This is a genomic window from Bartonella sp. AC158YNML, from assembly GCF_042196725.1.
Taxonomy (GTDB): Bacteria; Pseudomonadota; Alphaproteobacteria; order Rhizobiales; family Rhizobiaceae; genus Bartonella.
In genome coordinates, this window is sequence record NZ_JBHIQU010000001.1 from 121966 (window position 1) to 137588 (window position 15623).

At 35.6% G+C, this 15623-nt stretch carries 16 protein-coding genes; 9 read left to right on the forward strand and 7 right to left on the reverse strand.

The features are described 5' to 3' along the window. Nucleotides 1–84: 84 nt before the first annotated feature. The 6 genes from ACFIM1_RS00505 to polA all read left to right on the forward strand — a co-directional run bounded on the left by ACFIM1_RS00505 (nt 85) and on the right by polA (nt 6912). Nucleotides 85–909, forward strand: a complete 825-nt coding sequence (locus tag ACFIM1_RS00505) for a pyruvate, water dikinase regulatory protein (protein ID WP_375608999.1) — start codon at nt 85–87, stop codon at nt 907–909. Nucleotides 910–921: 12 nt separating this feature from the next. Continuing rightward, complete coding sequence (locus ACFIM1_RS00510; RefSeq protein ID WP_375606096.1) at nt 922–1518, forward strand: Maf family nucleotide pyrophosphatase; 597 nt, start codon at nt 922–924, stop codon at nt 1516–1518. After that, entirely contained in the window at nt 1511–2383 is an 873-nt protein-coding gene (locus ACFIM1_RS00515) for a shikimate dehydrogenase (RefSeq protein WP_375606097.1), read from the forward strand. Before ACFIM1_RS00510 ends, ACFIM1_RS00515 begins: the two co-directional genes overlap by 8 nt. Further along, nucleotides 2380–2967 carry a dephospho-CoA kinase gene (gene coaE / locus ACFIM1_RS00520; RefSeq protein ID WP_375608998.1) on the forward strand — a complete coding sequence of 196 codons (588 nt, stop codon included), beginning with the start codon at nt 2380–2382 and terminating at the stop codon, nt 2965–2967. The genes ACFIM1_RS00515 and coaE overlap by 4 nt, the downstream gene beginning before the upstream one ends. Nucleotides 2968–2971: 4 nt before the next feature. Then, nucleotides 2972–3679 carry a DNA polymerase III subunit epsilon gene (gene dnaQ, locus ACFIM1_RS00525; protein WP_375608997.1) on the forward strand — a complete coding sequence of 236 codons (708 nt, stop codon included), beginning with the start codon at nt 2972–2974 and terminating at the stop codon, nt 3677–3679. Nucleotides 3680–4005: 326 nt separating this feature from the next. Continuing rightward, entirely contained in the window at nt 4006–6912 is a 2907-nt protein-coding gene (polA, locus tag ACFIM1_RS00530; RefSeq protein WP_375608996.1) for a DNA polymerase I, read from the forward strand. Here polA and ACFIM1_RS00535 read toward each other — a convergent pair. From ACFIM1_RS00535 to ihfB, 7 genes are all read right to left on the reverse strand, one after another. After that, a complete protein-coding gene (locus ACFIM1_RS00535) occupies nt 6909–7787 on the reverse strand; it encodes an endonuclease/exonuclease/phosphatase family protein (RefSeq protein ID WP_375608995.1) in 879 nt (292 codons plus the stop codon). The genes polA and ACFIM1_RS00535 overlap by 4 nt on opposite strands. A gap of 115 nt (nt 7788–7902) precedes the next feature. Beyond that, nucleotides 7903–8676, reverse strand: coding sequence for a Bax inhibitor-1/YccA family protein (locus ACFIM1_RS00540; RefSeq protein WP_375606102.1), 774 nt, complete (start codon nt 8674–8676; stop codon nt 7903–7905). A 1125-nt stretch (nt 8677–9801) separates the two neighbouring features. Then, nucleotides 9802–10305 (reverse strand): signal peptidase II, encoded by a 504-nt coding sequence (gene lspA, locus ACFIM1_RS00545; RefSeq protein ID WP_375608994.1) that lies wholly within the window; start codon nt 10303–10305, stop codon nt 9802–9804. Then, entirely contained in the window at nt 10295–11149 is an 855-nt protein-coding gene (locus tag ACFIM1_RS00550) for a TrmH family RNA methyltransferase (protein WP_375606104.1), read from the reverse strand. Before ACFIM1_RS00550 ends, lspA begins: the two co-directional genes overlap by 11 nt. A 2-nt stretch (nt 11150–11151) precedes the next feature. Continuing rightward, nucleotides 11152–12084: a class I SAM-dependent methyltransferase gene (locus tag ACFIM1_RS00555; RefSeq protein WP_375606105.1), complete on the reverse strand. Its 933-nt coding sequence runs from the start codon at nt 12082–12084 to the stop codon at nt 11152–11154. A 174-nt stretch (nt 12085–12258) separates the two neighbouring features. Next, nucleotides 12259–12555 carry a lipopolysaccharide assembly protein LapA domain-containing protein gene (locus ACFIM1_RS00560; RefSeq protein WP_375607911.1) on the reverse strand — a complete coding sequence of 99 codons (297 nt, stop codon included), beginning with the start codon at nt 12553–12555 and terminating at the stop codon, nt 12259–12261. Between the two features lie 7 nt (nt 12556–12562). After that, nucleotides 12563–12841: an integration host factor subunit beta gene (gene ihfB / locus ACFIM1_RS00565; RefSeq protein WP_375607912.1), complete on the reverse strand. Its 279-nt coding sequence runs from the start codon at nt 12839–12841 to the stop codon at nt 12563–12565. A 185-nt stretch (nt 12842–13026) separates the two neighbouring features. Between ihfB and lptC the strand changes: the two genes are divergently transcribed. The 3 genes from lptC to lptB all read left to right on the forward strand — a co-directional run bounded on the left by lptC (nt 13027) and on the right by lptB (nt 15151). Further along, a complete protein-coding gene (gene lptC, locus ACFIM1_RS00570) occupies nt 13027–13671 on the forward strand; it encodes an LPS export ABC transporter periplasmic protein LptC (protein WP_375607913.1) in 645 nt (214 codons plus the stop codon). Between the two features lie 106 nt (nt 13672–13777). Beyond that, nucleotides 13778–14350: an LptA/OstA family protein gene (locus ACFIM1_RS00575; RefSeq protein ID WP_375607914.1), complete on the forward strand. Its 573-nt coding sequence runs from the start codon at nt 13778–13780 to the stop codon at nt 14348–14350. Nucleotides 14351–14356: 6 nt separating this feature from the next. After that, the gene (gene lptB / locus ACFIM1_RS00580) at nt 14357–15151 is read left to right on the forward strand and encodes an LPS export ABC transporter ATP-binding protein (RefSeq protein WP_375607915.1); all 795 of its coding nucleotides are present in this window, start codon (nt 14357–14359) and stop codon (nt 15149–15151) included. The last annotated feature ends 472 nt before the right edge of the window (nt 15152–15623 follow it).

Sequence of the window (15623 nt, forward strand, 5' to 3'; positions counted from 1 at the left end):
TAATGGATAATTTTTTCTAAATTTTAGTTTTATAAAAAGCGGTGAGGATATATACACATGTCTTAACAAGGAGTTAAAATTTTTGTGACAAAAGAAAAAAAATTCTTTCATTTACACATGCTTTCTGATGCAACGGGGGAGACATTAATTTCTGTTGGAAGAGCTGTAGCATCCCAATATGCAATGTGTCAGGCAACAGAGCATATCTATCCTATGATTCGTAATAAAATACAGTTACAAAAAGTTCTTGATGAAATACAACAAGAGCCAGGTATTGTTCTTTACACAATGATTGATGAAGAACTTAAACTACTCCTTCAAAAAAAATGCAAAAAAATAGAAGTTCCCTGTATTGATATATTGTATCCTGTTCTAAATGTTTTTCAGTCTTACCTTGGAATGCCAACTCATTTACGTGTTAGTGCACAACATGATCTTAATGCAGATTATTTTCGTCGTATTGAGGCACTGGATTTTACAATAGAGCATGATGATGGACAGTCTTCCAGTAGCTTATCTGAAGCGGATGTAATTCTTGTAGGAATTTCAAGAACCTCTAAAACGCCAACAAGCATCTATTTAGCAAATCGTGGAATCAAAACGGCTAATGTTCCTCTTATTCCAGGAATTGATTTGCCAGAATCTCTTTTAGAGGTAAAAAATTCTTTAATTATTGGTTTAATTGCTTCAGCTGAAAGAATCTCACATATTCGTCAAAATAGAGATTTAGGAGAAGGTTTTGCTCTTGATAATTATACTAATCGTATCAGCATAGCTGAAGAATTAATCCATGCAAAACGCATTTGCGAACGTTTTGGTTGGCCTATTATTGATGTCACGAGGCGCTCTATTGAAGAAACTGCTGCTGCAATATTTGAACTTTTATCACGATTTCGTGAAGGAAAGTGAGAGAAAATCCTCATGGACGCAGATACGTTAATATTAGCATCTCTTAGTTTTTATCGTGCACAGTTGTTGAAAAAGGCAGGTTTAAATTTTTTAATTGAAGGCGCTTCTTTTGATGAGAGAGAAGTAGAAAAAACAACAAAAGAAAAAACACCTAAAGAACTTAGCTGTTTTCTTGCAAGTGCAAAAGCAAAAAATGTTTCAGATCGTTTTCCTGATGCTTTCGTTATTGGTTGTGATCAAGTTCTTGATTTGGAAGGTAAAGTTTTTCATAAAGCAAGAAATATTAAGGAAGCACATCAACGTTTATGTGAGTTATCAGGAAAAACCCATTCTCTTCATAGTGCGGTAGCTTTATTTAAAAATGGTCAAAAAATTTGGGTTGAAGCTTTTAGTGCACATATGTCTGTACGTTTACTCTCGTTAGAATTTATTGAACGTTATTTAGCACGCGTAGGAAAAGATGTTCTAAACAGCGTAGGAGTATATCAAATTGAAGGAGAAGGGATTCATCTCTTTGAAAAAATTGAAGGAGATTTTTTTACCATTGTTGGTTTACCTTTGCTGCCTCTACTCATAAAATTGCGCCACTTAGGAATTATTGATGGTTAACTTAATAATAAAAAAGACAAATTATCCGCGTGCTTTTGTTGTTGGTTCTCCTATTCATCATTCAAAATCGCCAAGAATTCACAATTTTTGGCTTAAACAATATAGTTTACAAGGAGAATACCTTGCACAGGAAGTAACATCCGAAGAATTTAGTCATTTTATTGTTTCTTTACAAAAAATGGGCTTTTGTGGAGGAAATGTTACTTTGCCTCATAAACAAGAAGCCTTTCGTTTAGCAGATTATAAAGATGAGAGAGCAACAATGATTGGTGCTGCTAATACACTTTGGTATGAAGGAGATAAGCTTTGTGCCACGAATAGCGATGCCTATGGTTTTAGCGCTAATCTTGATGATTTTGCATCTGATTGGGGAGGGGAAACAGCTCTTGTTTTTGGGGCTGGGGGCGCTGCACGCGCTATCCTATATGCTTTAAAAAAACGCGGATTTGAACAAATTTATTTAATTAACCGTACAAAACAACGCGCTGATAATTTAGCTCAGCATTTTGGAAAGATCATTAAAGTTTACGATTGGCATAAAATCCATGAAATACTTCATCAAGCTGATTTGATTGTTAATACAACCTCTATAGGCATAAAAAGTCCAGAAGAAAAAAGTGATTCTTTTTTTTGTGATTTTCATAAAGCAAAAACAACGGCATTAGTAACAGATATTGTTTATACACCATTGATAACTCCTTTTTTACAACAGGCAAAGGCTTGTGATCTCAAAACGGTTGATGGGCTTGGGATGCTTCTACATCAGGCTGTTATAGGATTTGAACGGTGGTTTGGAATAAAACCACAGGTAACAAAAGCGTTAAGGACAGCCATTTTAGAGGATATGAGTGAAGAAAGAGAATGAAAATTATAGGATTAACCGGATCAATAGCTATGGGAAAATCAACAGTTGCTGATTTTTTCAGACAAGCGGGTATTTCTGTTTTTAGTGCTGATGAGGCGGTACAACAACTCTATAAAAGTGAGCCAGTTTTGTCACTCATAGAGCGTATTTTTCCTAGTGTTGTTGAAAACGATGAAGTTAACCGTTTGAAACTTTCTGAAATTTTGATTGATGATAAGGAAAAATTACAAACATTAGAAAAAATAATTCATCCTTTGGTGCAAGAAAAAGAAAAAGAATTTATTGATACAGCGCGCAAACAAGGGGAAAAATTAGTTATTCTTGATATTCCACTTCTGTTTGAAACAAATGGTGAAAATCGTGTAGATAGCGTTATTGTTGTTTCTGCTCCACCAGAAATACAAAAAGAACGTGTAATGATTCGCCAAGGTATGAATGAGAAAAAATTTGCCTTTATCAATGCCCAACAAATGCCAGATGAAAAAAAACGAGAACGTGCTGATTTTATTATTGATACAGGGAAAGATTTAGAAAATACCCGTCAACAGGTTTTTGATGTGATAAAAAAATTGCTAAAGAATTAAAATCATGCGTGAAATTATTTTTGATACAGAAACAACAGGTTTAGATAAAGAGAAAGATCGCATAATCGAAATTGGTTGTGTAGAAATGGTTGATCGTTATCTTACAGGGCGCCAATTTCATGTTTATTTAAACCCTGAAGGCGTTATTATTCCTGATGAAGTTGTAGCAATTCACGGATTAACCAATGAACGCCTAAAAAACGAGAAAAGTTTTAGTGATATTGTTGATGAATTTTTGGAATTTATTAATGGCGCTATAATGATTGCGCATAATGCGAGTTTTGATATTGGTTTTATTAATGCAGAATTAAAACGCGTCAATAAGCCGCTCATCAGTGTTGATAATATTCTTGATACATTGGCTATGGCACGGCGTAAATTCCCTATGGGTCCTAATTCTCTTGATATTTTATGCAAACGTTTTGGAATTGATAACAGCCATCGTGTTCTTCATGGTGCTTTACTTGATGCAGAGATTTTGGCCGATGTTTATATTGAATTGATTGGTGGAAAGCAGGGCATATTGGGTTTTGATAACAGAAAGAGTGTTGATGAACATACTCAAAGTGACAAAGATATGCCTTATGCAGTTAAATTTCGCCCACAGGCTTTACCTTCAAGATTGAGTGCGCAAGAAAAAAGATTGCATGCTGATTTTATCAATAAAATGGGTGAAAAAGCTCTGTGGAATAACTTCAAAGTTTATGAATAATATTCTTATCTTTTCTCTAAACAAGCTATTTAAGGTTAAAAATATAAAATATGGATACCAAAAAAAACGGTCGTTGTGGGGAGGGGAACACCACAACGACCTTGTCGTTACATTGTACCTCAGCTATCATAGGAGGAGCAAAATGAAAGCTATTAATCCTGTAACAGCAAAGAAAAGCTCTAGGTACTTAATATAAGTGCAACGACTTCATGTCTTATGGAAAGAAAAAATGGCTTTTTAGAGGCAAAGTAAAAAAATAAAATAAAAATGAAAAAAATATATACAGGTAATTTGTTTTTTAGCTGAAATGGAGAAATAAAATTATCATGAAAGCAACAGATCATCTTTTGTTGGTTGACGGATCAGGCTACATTTTTCGTGCTTACTATGCTTTGCCGCCTTTAAGACGTAAAAAGGATGGACTCCCTGTAGGAGCGGTAGCTGGTTTTTGTAATATGTTATGGAAATTACTTTGTGATGCTCGTAATACAGCTATGGGTATTATTCCAACACATTTTGCTGTTATTTTTGATTATTCATCTGATACTTTTCGGAAACAAATTTATCCTCAATATAAAGCGAATCGCGCTGAACCTCCTGAAGATCTAATTCCTCAATTTTCTCTGATACGCCAAGCAACAAAAGCTTTTAATTTGCCTTGTATTGAAAAGGAAGGTTTTGAAGCGGATGATTTAATTGCTACTTATGCAAAATTGGCAACGAAGGTTGGGGCAAAGACAACCATTATCTCTTCTGATAAGGATCTTATGCAACTCGTAAATACGCATGTGTCCTTGTATGATGGAATGAAAGACAAGCATATAGGTATTTCAGAAGTTATAGAAAAATGGGGTGTTACACCTGAAAAAATGATTGATTTACAAGCTTTGATTGGAGATTCAACGGATAATATACCGGGTATTCCAGGCATTGGTCCCAAAACTGCAGCCCAGTTGTTAAATGAATTTGGTTCTCTTGATCTTTTATTGCAACGCGTAACAGAAATTAAACAAACAAAACGGCGTGAAAACATTCAAGCTTATAGAGAACAAGTTAAAATGTCTCGTGAGCTTGTTAGGCTTAAAACAGATGTCCCTATAGACAGTGATTTAGATGATTTTATTTTGGAGCCACAAAATGGTCCGCGTTTAATTGCTTTTTTGAAAGCGATGGAATTTTCAACATTAACGCGTCGCGTGGCAGAGGCAACGTCATGCGATGCAGCTGTTATTGATGCACTTGATATAGATGTTGAATGGGAAAAACTAAGCTATGGACATGATTTAGATATAAAAAATACTGAACGTGCATCTTTTCATAATTTTTCTGAAAATTCTCCACAAGTTTTTGCACAAAAACGTAAAGATCAAGCACTGTCTCAAAAAATTACAAGAGATACTTACACAACGATTCTTGAGGAGGAAACTTTAAAAGAATGGTTATGGCAAGCACAAGAACAGGGCTTTTTTGCTTTTGATACTGAAACAACCTCTCTTGATCCGATGCAAGCAAAGCTTGTTGGTTTTTCACTCGCATTACAACCAGGAAAAGCAGCCTATATACCACTTGAACATTTTGAGGAAAAAGAGGACCTTTTAAGGGATGGGCGTATTGCCTCGCAGATTGAGATCCAAAAAGCTTTGGCACTATTAAAACCGCTATTAGAAGATTCAGCGGTGTTAAAAATTGGTCAGAATATAAAATATGATTGGTTGGTGATGAAGCAATACGACATTGTTATACGTTCTTTTGATGACACTATGCTTTTGTCATATGCTTTTGATGCTGGAACTTTAACCCATAATATGGATGATTTGTCTGAACGTTGGCTTGGACATAAACCAATTGCCTATAAGGATTTAACGCATAAAGGAAAAAAAATTACTTCTTTTGCACAAGTAGATTTAAAACAAGCTACCCTTTATGCGGCGGAAGATGCCGATATAACGCTACGCCTTTGGCAAGTTTTGAAACCGCAACTTGTTGCTCAAAAAATGGCAAAAATTTATGATCGCCTTGATCGACCACTCGTAGAAGTTCTTGCAAGAATGGAAGAACGTGGGATTCTTGTTGATAGGCAGATTTTATTGCGCCTTTCAGGAGAATTGGCGCAAGCTACTTTGATTCTAGAAGAGGAAATTTACAAACAAGCTGGTGAAAAGTTTAATCTTGCTTCGCCAAAGCAATTGGGGGATATCCTTTTTAGCAAAATGGGATTACCTGGAGGTGCTAAAACCAAGGGTGGACAATGGTCAACTTCTGCACAGACCTTAGAAGAGTTGTCTGCTGAAGGTCATCTATTACCGCGTAAAATTATTGAGTGGCGTCAACTTGCAAAGCTAAAATCTACCTATGCCGATGCTTTGCCTTCTTATATTTTACCAAAAACAGGGCGTGTTCATACGAATTATTCTTTGGCAATAACATCAACAGGGCGATTGTCATCATCAGAGCCAAATTTGCAAAATATTCCAGTACGAACTGCTGAAGGACGTAAAATTCGAACAGCTTTTATTGCTCCCAAAGGGCACGTGTTGCTTTCTGCTGATTATAGTCAGATTGAATTACGCATTCTTGCACATATTGCGGATATAAAAGCATTAAAAGAAGCTTTTGCTAAAGGACACGATATTCACGCTATAACGGCGTCACAAATGTTTGGCGTTGCAATAGAGGGAATGCATTCAGATATACGACGGCGTGCAAAAGCGATTAATTTTGGTATCATTTATGGTATTTCAGCTTTTGGCTTAGCCAATCAATTAGGAATTTCACGCCAAGAAGCGGGTCGTTATATTCAATTGTATTTTGAAAGGTTTCCAGGAATTAAAGATTATATGGAAAAGACAAAAAACTTTGCACGTGAAAATGGTTATGTAGAAACAATTTTTGGACGTCGTATCCATTATCCAGAAATAAAAGCAAAGAATGTAAAAATTCGTTCCCTTAATGAACGGGCAGCTATTAATGCCCCGATTCAAGGCTCTGCTGCAGATATTATTCGCCGCGCTATGATACAGATGGAAGATGTTTTAAAAGGAGAAAATCTATCAGCAAAAATGTTGCTGCAAGTACATGATGAACTGATTTTTGAAGTACCAAAAGAAGAGAGTAAAAAAACCATGGACGTTGTTAAAAATGTTATGGAAAATGCTACAATGCCGGTTTTATCTTTATCTGTACCCCTTGAAGTAAAAGTCATGACAGCTCAAAATTGGGATGAGGCACATTAACTTTTTTTATTTCTTTTATGTTCAAGAACGTTCATGGCGTTGGCAAGATTAAGGTAGGCTTTTATAGGCAAATGATCTGAGGCAATACGTGCAAGTGGTGAATGATGATTTTCAATATTTGTTACCAATTGATGGGGAAAAGCAAAAACGCGATCAAGGGCTAAAAGAGGAAAACGCGAAGGAAAGCTTGGCACAACTTCAAGTGTGTTATCAAAATAGGGAGAAAAATGGTTCAAAGATGAGCCTTTTCCTATCCGCCATTCATTAAAATCTCCAATGAGGAGTGTAGGCATAAGGGAGCCTTTTTGCAAAATTGCAAGGAGCATTTTTGTTTGTTGTTTACGAGAATAACGTAATAAGCCAAAATGAGCCGCAATAATACGAATAGGGCCTGCTTGCATTTCCAATTCTACAATTACAGCCCCACGTGGTTCAATACCAGGAAGAGTGACTTGTAAAGTTTCACGTACATATCCCTTTCGCAAAAAAAGAGCGTTCCCATGCCAACCATGACCATGAGGTGACATGGTATTGAGAGGCACAGGAATCAAGCCAGTTTCAGCTTTTAATAGCTGAAGATTAATCAAGCCAACGCGCTCTCCAAAACGTTTATCTGCTTCTTGAAGAGCAAGGATATCAACTTGTAATTCATTAATAACACGTACAATACGTGTAGGATTAAAAATTTTATCAATACCTACACATTTATGCACATTATAGGAAGCAACGGTTAGATCATAATTATCATTTGGCTTGATGATGTTTGGTTGATGATGAGAGCGGCTATAGATTGCCTTTAAAAGAGAATTATGGAGCTTTTGTTGGATAAAACCAGTAAACCAAGGAAACTTTTGCTTGTAAGGTATTTTTGTCATTTTGCGAAAAGAATATAATCTCTAAGAGGCAAAGGGTAAAAACTTACACTAAAAACAAAAGAACCTTGTTTCTTTTGGAAACAAGGTTCTTCCATTAAGCGATGATCTTTTAAAATCAATCACGGTTTGAACCAAGAAATTGTAGCAAGAAGACAAACATATTGATGAAATCAAGATAAAGATTCAATGCACCCATAATAACTTTACGTCCTCTTGTGTCACCTTCATCTCCTTCGTAATACATCAACTTAATGTTTTGAGTATCGTAAGCTGTTAAACCAGCAAAGATAAAAACACCAATAACGGAGATAGCAAATTGCAAAGCACTTGATCCAAGAAAAATGTTCACAATCATAGAAAGTAACAAACCAATCAATCCCATAAATAAGAATGAACCGATTGCTGTAAGATCACGCTTTGTTGTGTATCCATAAAGTGAAAGAGCTCCAAAAGTTGCAGCGGAAATAACAAAGGTTTGTACAATACTTTCTGTCGTATAACGCAAAACGATTGAAGATAGTGAAAGACCAACCAGAGCAGCATAACCAAAAAAGAGGCTACGAGCAGCATTTGTGCTCAGTGTATTAATTTTAAAACTGAGAAATAAGACCGCTATGAGTGGTGCAAACATAACAATATAAGAGAATGGTGATGTATAAAATGTTACTCCAAAAGATGTTAAATAAACACTGCTATTGATTTGAGCTGCTGCTTGACTCATATCTGTTGTCGTTGCTAATGATACAATTGCATAAGCGGCAGCAGCTGTAATAAGCAAACCAATGGCCATTGTATTGTAGACACCCAACATATAGTCGCGCAATCCCAGATCAATTGATGCATCGGCATGAGAAGCAGGCGCCGAACGTAAATTTTTAAAATTAGCCATAATATAAAATCCTTTAGCATATGTTCCGTCAGATATTGGGGTTTAAAAGTACCTCTGTCATTACAGATACACACTTCGTATAAGCCTTAAATTGGCTAACACAAAAACCCTAAGAATCACTGGCGGAATTCCAGCATATCTGCTCTTATTATGGAGATTTATTTAAAAATTACAAGAGATTTATCTGAAGAAGGAACCTTACAAATTGGTAAGGAAATAGTTTATTTTGATTAAATAATATTTCCATTTTTTGCCATATTTTTGCAAGATAAAAAGACTATACTTAAAATTTTTTTACTGTTCATAGAAATTGTGTAATATAATTCTCTTTAAGGTATCAACGGTTTTTGCTTTGATGAAGAGAGAGGCAAGTGTCGTTGCACTGTTTTTCAACTTACAATATTGCATCTGCTCTATACGGTTAGAAGACCTATTGAATTGAATCTTTTTATATAAAAACTGATATATAATAATAAATTATCGTTTTGTATGCTAAATTCTTCTCCGAATATCGTAAGATTCTCTGATGAAAAATTTTCTTATATTAAATCAATCAAGGTTATTTATTTGCTTGCTCCACACAAGCAAGATTGGTGTGTAAAAGACATGGTTTTAATTAATTCAACATGCGAAAGTTCGAAATAAAAGAAATTTAGGGTTCTCATTCAATATACAAAATGGTAAACTATCATTATATATCAATATGTTGTATTATCAATAAAACATTGAAAATAGTTAAAGGATATTGCTTATTAAGCAATATAAATAAAAGAGGGGTGTTTTTACACGAAGCGCTTAAGAAAAACACTGTAAAAATGACGCCTGTAAAAACTAAAAAACATATGAAAAGCAATTGTTTTAAGCAAATGAACAGAATTTAAATGCTGTAAAATATTTCCTCTCAGAATGGGATATAGGACATATGAATAAAAAATTATTGGTTTCTATTTGAGTTCATTCCTTTTACACGGATCAAGTATATAAAGATCAAGTGAAAGTAAGGTCTTATAATTCCATGAAAAGAAACACATGAAATTATTAGAAACAAGAATTGATTGAGAAAAATCAATTTGTAATCAGACTTGTGATGATTAATAACCTCTGGTTTTTAAGGCGCTGAACATATCAATGAGAAGATGTGCTGTTGGAATGACGTTTTGCCTTCATCCAAGTACGCAATTCTTCAATAAGGATGGCAATAACACCAAGAGTGATAAAACTATCTGCAAGGTTGAAAATAGCAAAATGAAAGATATCATCAATATGAAAAAGGATATAATCAGTGACATGATGAAAGCGAATACGATCAATAAGATTGCCGATTGCTCCCCCAATAATAAGGATAAGACCAAAGCGCATAAAAGATTTATTATATTCAGTATTTTTCCATAACCATAGAAGAAAGATAATCACAATGATCGTGATGGCGATGATTCCCCAGTGAGAAAAGGAAGAAAAAAATGAAAATGCAATGCCAGAATTGCGCACATGATAAAGGGAAAGAAAAGGAATAAGCGAAATTTCTGTTCCTAAAGGCATATTGTGCATAATCCAGTATTTGACAGCTTGATCAAGTACTACTGTAAAAGCCAAGCCCAAGAGAAGAAAAGGGAGTGATTTACGAATCATGTTTTTCCTCACATGGTTCCAGTATTAAATAAGGGCGACGGATTTCATAAAGCATAACAGCTGTTGCTACTGCTAGATTAAGCGAATCAGCACGTCCACTTTGTGGAATACGCGCGAGTTTATTACACCGCCTTGTAAGAATATCTGATAATCCCTGTTTTTCATTTCCCATTAAAAGGATAACAGGACCATTTTTGAAATCAAGTGTCCGATAATCCAGAGATCCTTTAAGATGCGTGCCAACGATCATGCCTTTAAAGTGAGCAGACCAGTTTAAAAAGGCGCTTTCATCAAAACGATAAAGCGGTATAGAGAAAATTGATCCCATAGTTGCACGAACTGTTTCAGGCGAGAAAGGGTCTGTTGTTTCGCCAATTAAAATAACACCTTTAGCACCTACGGCATCGGCAGTTCGGATAATGGTACCAAGATTTCCAGGATCACGCACACGATCAAGCGCGATATAAACATCTTTAGTCTGTTCAGTTATCATTTCAAGAGGTTGCCATTTTTGTTTAAAAATACCAATAACTGTTTGTGGATTATCGCGTCGGGTAAGTGATTCCATAACCTTTTGTGAAGCTTTAATCACAAAACCACCATTGGCTACAACGCGTGCAGCAATATTTTCGATAGCAGCATTACCGATTTTGCTTTTAGAAAAAATAAGCGTCTGTATTGTCCAGCCGAGATCGAGAGCATCAATGACCAACTTCAATCCCTCTGCCATGAAAAGACCTTCTTTATTACGATTTTTCTTTTGGCTGAGCGCTTTAAGATCTTTTATAATGGGGTTGCTAAGAGAAGTAATTTCTTTCACTTTGCCAGTTTTAGGTCTAAACATATTCAAGCAATCCAACGGCTAAAAAGGGAAGTAGAAAGAGCGCGTCCTGCAACTTCTTCACGCAAAATAAGTTCTCCTGATTCGACCTTACCACCAAGATTTACAAATGCATCACGCATTAAAGCATGAAGTGCAAAGAAGGAAGCACGAATAGAGTAAGCTGTAAGCACAACAGAGAGCGGTTTATCAGAGAGAAGTTTACGACAATTTGTGATCATATCTGGTAAATGATCAAACAGTTGCCAAACTTCACCATGGGGTCCACGCCCATAAGCAGGGGGATCAAGGAGAATCATATCATAGCTTTTCTTACGACGCAGTTCACGCTCGACAAATTTCATAGCATCATCGCAAATCCAGCGAATAGAATGATCTGGTAATCCTGCTCTTTCTTGATTAGCTTTTGCCCACGCAATGGCTTTTTTAGAAGCATCAACATGGGTAACATTCGCACCCGCTCGTGCTCCAATCAAAGAGGCAATACCTGTATAGCCAAAAAGATTCAACAATTTTATAGGGCGTTCGGCTTTAACAATTTGTTCTTCCATAGAGCGCCAATGGGCATCTTGTTCAGGAAAAACTCCCACATGACGAAAAGAAGTAAAACGGCCTAGAAAAGACAGTCCATTCCAAGAAAGTGGCCATGTCTCATTAAGTGGCTTTTTAGGAAAATGCCAACGACCAACCCCTTCTTCATCACGATTTCCCGTGAAAATAGCGTCCACATCAGCCCATTGTTTCTGTGATAAAGCGGGTTTCCATAGTGCTTGACCTTCTGGTCGAATAATGCGGTAAGCTCCATAACGTTCTAATTTTTGTCCATGACCAGAATCAATGAGAGCATAGTTTTCGCTTATACCCGTTTCTAAAATAAGGGGCAGCTTTTCCTGCGGATATCTATTATTATGGGAGGATTGAAAGCATTGTGGGGGCATGTTTTGTATCACGGTATATGAGGTATAAAAATATATTATAAAGCTCTTAAATGTTTCGTAAAAGTGCAAAAAAGCTAAAGTCAATTAAAACATGTATAAAATAAAGAAAAAGAGCACTTTTAAACTCCGTATTAATATAAAATACAGAGAGAAAAAGATTTCATTAAAATACCATTATACCAGATTTGATATAGTCGTTTTCAATTTCTCTATCTCGGCTTTACTTTTTTTGAGAGCTTTTTTACATTTGTGATAGGAAAACCAACGGATCAAATTTCCTAATAAGATACCAAAACCAAAGAAAATAAAGAGCCATATAAAGAGGGGAGCATGATAAGTAAAACTTTCAGAATTTGCTCGAAAAGGATCAAGGTTTAACGGAACCATTTGACGATTAGCTACGATAAAAACAATCAAAAACGCAGCGAGAATCACACTGATACTTGTTAGAAGAATACGTTTAATAATCATAAGTTTCTCATTGATTAAGACGGTCACGTAAATCCTTGCCAGTTTTAAAAAAGGGAATCCACTTTTCATCAACAGTAACGGCTTCACCTGTTCGTGGATTACGTCCATTACGAGCTGAACGGCTCTTTACAGAAAAAGCTCCAAATCCACGAAGTTCAACGCGATTGCCATTTGCAAGTGCTGTTGAAATTTCCTCAAAAATAGCGTTCACAATATTTTCCACATCTCTTTGAAAAAGATGTGGGTTATGACGAGCAATAATTTGCACAAGCTCTGATTTAACCACAATAGCCTCACTTTCACACAAAAAACTTTTTTATAATTGTGCACTCCATGCATATTACAATATATAAGCGGATAAAAGCAAAATAAAACAAAGAAAAAACAAATTGCAAGAAACAAAATTTTAAAATACCTCTTATAAAGGTTATACAGATTAAAAATGCGGAACATTTAAGAGATTAGGAGAATATGTTCGTACACAAACCTTATGAAGTCTTTTCCACGCGATCATCTTTTGGAGATGTTTTTAAAAAAGCTTCCCGTCATTCGCGTCGCATTAGCATATTAAAAATTTTTTTACCTTTCTTAGCGTTGGTTTCAGCGTTGGTTTTTTGCTGGTTTACGTTTTTCTCAGTTCCTGTTACTTCTAATTCTATGCCTTTGAATAGCGAAGAGAGTGAAGTGATGAATTTGACGATACTCAATCCAAAATTAGAAGGGTATACGCGTGCTCATGAACCTTATTGGCTTAAAGCAGAAAAGGCATTTCAAGATCATACACACTCTGGAATAATTAGGTTGCAAAACATTACGGCTAAAGCGTTTATGGGCCAACAAAGACAGGTTTTTCTCGCAGCACAAGGGGGAGTTTATGATAACATTAATGGTTTTTTACAGTTGGATAAGCCATTCACTGTTACAACAAATGATGGGATGATGGCACAATTTATATCCGCTAGTATTAATTTATCTGAGGGGCAGTTAAAAACAGATCAACGTGTTAATATTCAGCGAGCAGGTTTGCATCTTGCAGCAAATGCTTTGCAAATTCGAGAAAAAGGAAAAAACATGTATTTTCATGGTGGTGTGCATTTAGTGCTGCAAAAGCAATGACGAAATATCAATACGAATCTTTAAAGTGGATATTTGTAAAGAAAAGTATGTGTATATATAAACATGAAGAATTGAAATCATGAGATCATACAAAAGATGGATAGGTATGGCATTAGCTTTTAGCATGGGAATGTTAGAAGGAGGGATGGTTTTAGGATATGCTGAAGGGACTCATTTTGGAATAAGTCTATCAAATGACAAAGAACCGGTAGAACTTTATGCAGATTCTTTAGAAATACGTGATAAAGAGGGGATAGCGCTTTTTCAGGGTGATGTTTCAGTAGTACAAGGTGAACGTCTTTTACGAACGGCAAAATTAGTTGTTTACTACGATAAAGCCTATAAAAAAACGGATAGAAACAAAGAATATACAAAGGCATCACCTGTTTCTTTATTGGGTTCGTCAAGCATAAAAAAAATGGAAGCTTTAGGAAAGGTCTATATAAAAATTGCTACGCAAATTGCTACAGGTGATAAAGGCGTTTTTGATGGAAAGTCAAAAATGATGAGTTTGACTGGGAAGCATGTTGTGTTAACTGATGGTGATAATGTGGCAACGGGGTGCAAACTAACGGCAAATATGGAAAGCGGAAAGGCTTTTTTAGAAGGTTGTGAGACGCCTGAGAAAAAAGGCCGTGTTTCTATTATTTTTAAACAAAATCAAAAGAATGGCCATTAAGATTTCATGTTTGGAATCAAAAGAAAAAAACAGACAGATAGGTATGACCTTGCAAGTGAAGCTTCAAAAAAGCGCTTAAAGGGGACCTTGATTGCCAGTCATTTAGTTAAAGTTTATAGAGGAAGACGAACTGTTAATGGTGTTTCTTTTGGCATTCGTACAGGAGAAGCTGTTGGTATTTTAGGGCCTAATGGGGCAGGTAAAACAACTTGTTTTTATATGGTTATGGGGCTCATAAAATCTGATGGAGGCTCCATTAAGATTGATGGATTTGATATTACACATTTTCCGATGTATCGACGTGCACGTTTAGGTATTGGATATCTTCCGCAGGAGGCCTCTATTTTTCGTGGCCTTTCAGTAGAAAATAATATTAAAGCTGTTTTAGAGGTCGTTGAAAAAGATCGCCTTAAACAACGTGAAGAGTTAGATAGCCTATTACATGAATTTAAAATTGATCATTTACGTAAAATGCCTGCACTTTCTTTATCTGGGGGTGAGCGTCGGCGACTTGAAATTGCGCGCGCTTTAGCGTCTCGTCCCAATTTTATGTTACTTGATGAACCATTTGCAGGAATTGATCCTATCGCTATTTTCGATATTCAACAACTTATTCGTCATTTAACGAGGCGTGGCATTGGTGTTTTAATAACGGATCATAATGTGCGTGAGACATTAGGACTTGTCGACCGCGCTTATATTATTCACACAGGTAAGGTGTTAGTTCACGGTTGTCCTAATGATATTATCAACAACGTTGATGTACGCAGAATTTATTTGGGAAATCAGTTTTCTCTTTGATTTTACAATTTTCACGAGTTTCCATTTAAGTTTAACCGAACATTATTACTGAAAATCTCCTTATTTATGCCAAAACTTCTTTTATGACTATAATCTTAAAATGTTTTTATGGAGTGGTGCAGAAAGCTTCATCACTATAAGGTGAATTTGTTGTTTTATTAGTTTAGATTACACATGATTGTATCGTAGAAAAGATATCATTAGATTAACGTGATAATGAGTGATAAATGAGGCTGTAAATAAATGTATGTATTATTGAAAGGTAAGAGATATTCACCATATTTTTTCTGTCGAATCAAATAACATATCGATAATGCTGTTTCGGGTATTTTGATGGGAGCACCAATTATATATTGCGGTTATTCAAGAGGGATTGTCGTGTTTTATTGGTTTGTATGGCATATTTCAAAATAGGAGCTCGTCTATAGATATCAGAATAGATCTATAAATCTTTTAAAAAAGTCATTAAATC

Excerpts from the sequence above, each read along its gene's own strand:
- ACFIM1_RS00515 (WP_375606097.1), top strand. The coding sequence starts at position 1,511 with ATGGTTAACTTAATAATAAAAAAGACAAATTATCCGCGTGCTTTTGTT.
- polA (WP_375608996.1), top strand. The coding sequence starts at position 4,006 with ATGAAAGCAACAGATCATCTTTTGTTGGTTGACGGATCAGGCTACATT.
- lptB (WP_375607915.1), top strand. The coding sequence starts at position 14,357 with ATGTTTGGAATCAAAAGAAAAAAACAGACAGATAGGTATGACCTTGCA.
- ACFIM1_RS00540 (WP_375606102.1), bottom strand. The coding sequence starts at position 8,676 with ATGGCTAATTTTAAAAATTTACGTTCGGCGCCTGCTTCTCATGCCGAT.
- ACFIM1_RS00560 (WP_375607911.1), bottom strand. The coding sequence starts at position 12,555 with ATGATTATTAAACGTATTCTTCTAACAAGTATCAGTGTGATTCTCGCT.
- ACFIM1_RS00555 (WP_375606105.1), bottom strand. The coding sequence starts at position 12,084 with ATGCCCCCACAATGCTTTCAATCCTCCCATAATAATAGATATCCGCAG.
- lspA (WP_375608994.1), bottom strand. The coding sequence starts at position 10,305 with ATGATTCGTAAATCACTCCCTTTTCTTCTCTTGGGCTTGGCTTTTACA.
- ACFIM1_RS00510 (WP_375606096.1), top strand. The coding sequence starts at position 922 with ATGGACGCAGATACGTTAATATTAGCATCTCTTAGTTTTTATCGTGCA.
- ACFIM1_RS00535 (WP_375608995.1), bottom strand. The coding sequence starts at position 7,787 with ATGACAAAAATACCTTACAAGCAAAAGTTTCCTTGGTTTACTGGTTTT.
- lptC (WP_375607913.1), top strand. The coding sequence starts at position 13,027 with ATGTTCGTACACAAACCTTATGAAGTCTTTTCCACGCGATCATCTTTT.
- dnaQ (WP_375608997.1), top strand. The coding sequence starts at position 2,972 with ATGCGTGAAATTATTTTTGATACAGAAACAACAGGTTTAGATAAAGAG.
- ACFIM1_RS00575 (WP_375607914.1), top strand. The coding sequence starts at position 13,778 with ATGGCATTAGCTTTTAGCATGGGAATGTTAGAAGGAGGGATGGTTTTA.
- ACFIM1_RS00550 (WP_375606104.1), bottom strand. The coding sequence starts at position 11,149 with ATGTTTAGACCTAAAACTGGCAAAGTGAAAGAAATTACTTCTCTTAGC.
- coaE (WP_375608998.1), top strand. The coding sequence starts at position 2,380 with ATGAAAATTATAGGATTAACCGGATCAATAGCTATGGGAAAATCAACA.